Below are 3659 nucleotides of genomic sequence, written 5' to 3'. Positions count from 1 at the left end.
CTGCTCGCCGTCGCGGCCACGGCCGTCTACGTGGCGACACGGCAGGCCGGCGACGCCGGGACCGCCGCGGCCGGCGAGACCACCGAGGTCGCCCCGACCGCCGCGTGGCGACCGCTGCGCGACGCCCCCACCGCCCGCCAGCAGACCGCCGCCACCGTCGCCGACGGCACCGTGTGGGTGTTCGGCGGCCTGGACGACTCCGGCTCCTCCCCCGCCCACGAGGGCTACGACCCGGCCATCGACACCTGGAAGGCCGGACCCGACCTGCCGATCCCGCTCAACCACGCGATGGCCGTCACGTGGGACGGCGTGCCCGTCGTCCTCGGTGGCTGGATCCCGGACGGCCCCGACCTCACCGCCACCGCATCGAACCGGGTCTTCGCCGTCCGCAACGGTGAATGGGTGGAGATGCCACCGATGCCCCGGGCCCGTGCCGCCGGCGCCGCCGTCACCATCGGGGACAGGATCTACGTGTTCGGCGGCCAGGCCGACGACACCCTGATCCGCCCCACCGACGTGTTCGACGGCACCGCCTGGACCACGGTCGCCGACATCCCGACCCCGCGCGAGCACCTCGCGGCCGCGACCGACGGCACCTACGCGTACGCGCTCGGCGGCCGGGATCTGTCCGCCGACAAGAACGTCGCCACCGTCGAACGCTTCGACCCCACCACCGGCGCGTGGACCGCCCTGCCCGACATGCCCACCCCGCGGGGCGGGCTCGGCGCCACCTACATCGACGGCCGCATCGTCGCCGCCGGCGGCGAGGAACCCACCCGCGTCCTCGCCGACGTCGAGGCGTTCGACCTGACCACCGGCACGTGGTCCGAGCTGCCGGACCTGCGGACCCCGCGGCACGGGCTGGCCCTCGGCGCGGTCGGCGACACCGTCTACGCCATCGACGGCGCCACCGGACCCACCCATGCCGAGTCGACGTCCGTCACCGAGGCGCTGCAGATCCCGCCGCGCCGCGTCCAGCCCGGGCCGGCGTGGCGGCAGCTGCGCGACGCCCCCACCGCCCGCCAGCAGACCGCCGCCGCCGTCGCCGACGGCACCGTCTGGGTGTTCGGCGGACTCGACAACAACGGGTCCACCGCCCGGGTGGAGGGCTACGACCCGGCCATCGACACCTGGAAGGTCGGACCCGATCTCCCCCTCCCGCTCAACCACGCGATGGCCGTGGAGTACGCGGACGAGCTGGTGGTGCTCGGTGGCTGGGTGCCCGAGGGCGCCGACCTCACCGCCCGGCCGTCGGATCGGGTGTTCGCGCTGCGCGACGGGCAGTGGACCGAACTACCGGCCATGCCGCAGGCCCGTGCGGCCGGCGCCGCCGTCACCATCGGGGACAGGATCTACGTGTTCGGCGGCCAGGCCGACGACACCCTCCTCGCCACCACCGACGTCTTCGACGGCAGCGGCTGGAGCACGGTCGCCGACCTGCCGACCCCGCGCGAGCACCTCGCCGCCACCACCGACGGCACCTACGCCTACGCCGTCGGCGGCCGGGACCTGGCCGCCGACAAGAACGTCGCCACCGTCGAGCGCTACGACCCCGACACCGACACCTGGACGCAGCTCCCCGACATGCCCACCCCCCGCGGCGGGCTCGGCGTCACCCACCTCGACGGCCGCATCGTCGCCGTCGGCGGCGAGGAACCCACCCGCGTCCTCGCCGACGTCGAGGCGTTCGACCTGACCACCGGCACCTGGTCCGAGCTGCCACCGATGGGCGTCGCCCGGCACGGCCTCGTCGTTGCGACCGTGGGCACCACCGTCTACGCCGTCGACGGCGCGCAGCGGCCCACCCACGCGCAGTCCACCGCGCTCGCGGAGGCGCTGGACTTCTGGTGAGACGAGGCCGCTTCGCGGCCGGTGTGTCCTTTGGGCTGCCCCAGCCACCCGAAAGACACACCGCATCGACCGCTTCGCGCCCGCACTCCGAGGGTCAGGGCTTCGGCGTGGCGGAACGCGCCCGCCACCAGCCCACCGCACCGGTGACGAGCAGCGCCCCCACGAGCGAGCCGATGATCCCGCTCGGCCGTAGCGACAGTCCGTCGCCGGCCAGAAGACTGACGAGCAGCCCGCCTACGAAGGACCCGGCCAGCCCGGCAGCGAAGGCGAGGGTCCAATCGATCCGTCCCGCCGACCTGCCCAGCAGCAACTGGGCCGCGGCGCCGACGACCATGCCGAACACGAGGATTCCGATGAGCAACATGGCGACAGCATAGACGCTGAGCTCGAAGGCGAATGATTATCGGGGCGAACGTCTTTCGGAACTCTTGCCACTGTGGTGTTCACCGCGGCCGACCGGAGGGACCCCGGACAGCGCACGTCGAGTGCGGCACGCCACGAACGTTCCCGTCGTCACGACACCGACGGCAGAGTTGTATCGCCGTGCTCGTCACCCGAAGTGCGCTGTCGAGGTGTCGGCAACTGGATACCGGGCGTCAACTCCCGTCGGGACGCGATCAAGATCAGGATGTGAGAGGCCGGCCGCGACGCGGCACAATCGCGACCGTGACGATCCGCACCTGGCTGACCCCGCCCCCACGCCAACCGGCCGAGCCCCTCGACCCGACGGCCCGTCGTGCGCTGTGGATCGAGATCACCATCGTCCTGCTCGTCACATTCGGCCTGAGCGGGCTCTCGTCGATGCTCTCGCTGCTCGAGTCGGCGCTCGCGCCGGCGCCGTTGTCCGACCAGACCGTCGCGCTGAACGTTCCCCGCTCGTCGCAGCAGTTCATCGACCTGGCCCGGCAGCTGCTCGGGATCGTGCGGCTGCTGGCGTGGGCGGCGCTCGGGGTGTACCTGCTGTGGCGCAGCGGCATCGGCCCGAGGACCATCGGTTTCGCCCGCGACCAGGTGCGGCGCGGCCTGCTGCCTGGTGTGGGGCTGGCGGCCCTCATCGGGATCCCCGGCCTCGGCCTGTACCTGGTGGCGCGCGCGGCGGGCCTCAACCTCACCGTCGCGCCGAGCACCCTCGAGGACTACTGGTGGCGGCTGCCGGCGCTGGTGCTGTGGGCGATCGCGAACTCCGCCGCCGAGGAGGTCCTCGTCGTCGCGTACCTGATCACGCGGCTGCGGCAGCTCGGCTGGTCGGAGAATTCGTCGCTGCTCGCGTCGTCGCTGCTGCGCGGCAGCTATCACCTGTACCAGGGCCTCGGCGGCGGGCTGGGCAACCTCGTCATGGGCCTGGTGTTCGGCCGGTACTGGCAGCGCACGTCGCAGCTGTGGCCGCTGGTGGTGGCGCACGCGCTGATCGACAGCGTCGCATTCGTCGGCTACCAGGCACTGCGCGGGCACGTGTCCTGGCTGCCCTAGCCCGGGCTGCGTACATTGGGAGGTCGTGAACGGCGACCATTCCGACCCCCGGCCCCGACCCCGGCCGCCGCATCAGCCTCCGCAGATGCCGCCGCCGCGCCGTCCGGCACCGATGGGCCGGCCGGCGCCGCCGCCGTCGCCGGAGGGACCGCAGATCATCCGTCGCGACGGACGTCCCCCCGCCCAGCAGCAGGCCTGGTCGCAGGCGCCCACACCGCAGTACCGGCCGCCGGCACCCCCGCCGCGGCAGCCGAGGCCGGCCCCGCCGCCACACGAACCTCCGAGGCAGCCACCGCCGAGGCAGCAGCGCGACTGGGCGCCCAGACAGACCCCCGAAC

The 3659-nt window shown here is 73.4% G+C and carries 3 protein-coding genes and 1 pseudogene; 2 read left to right on the top strand and 2 right to left on the bottom strand.

Annotated features, from left to right (window positions below):
• Positions 1 to 1851 (top strand): kelch repeat-containing protein (locus G6038_RS30415; protein ID WP_276613929.1); only part of this gene is annotated, 1851 nt, incomplete at its 5' end.
• A gap of 94 nt (positions 1852 to 1945) precedes the next feature.
• Here G6038_RS30415 and G6038_RS30410 read toward each other — a convergent pair.
• Positions 1946 to 2215: a hypothetical protein gene (locus tag G6038_RS30410; RefSeq protein WP_006944638.1), complete on the bottom strand. Its 270-nt coding sequence runs from the start codon at positions 2213 to 2215 to the stop codon at positions 1946 to 1948.
• Positions 2216 to 2517: 302 nt separating this feature from the next.
• Between G6038_RS30410 and G6038_RS30405 the strand changes: the two genes are divergently transcribed.
• Positions 2518 to 3321, top strand: a complete 804-nt coding sequence (locus G6038_RS30405) for a CPBP family intramembrane glutamic endopeptidase (protein WP_346772961.1) — start codon at positions 2518 to 2520, stop codon at positions 3319 to 3321.
• A gap of 72 nt (positions 3322 to 3393) precedes the next feature.
• Here G6038_RS30405 and G6038_RS31075 read toward each other — a convergent pair.
• Positions 3394 to 3659, bottom strand: a pseudogene (locus G6038_RS31075) (hypothetical protein); the annotation flags it as partial.

The sequence above is a fragment of the Rhodococcus sp. 14C212 genome, assembly GCF_011058195.1.
GTDB classification, from domain to species: Bacteria; Actinomycetota; Actinomycetes; order Mycobacteriales; family Mycobacteriaceae; genus Rhodococcus; species Rhodococcus aetherivorans.
This window is presented reverse-complemented; position numbering and strand designations above follow the sequence as displayed.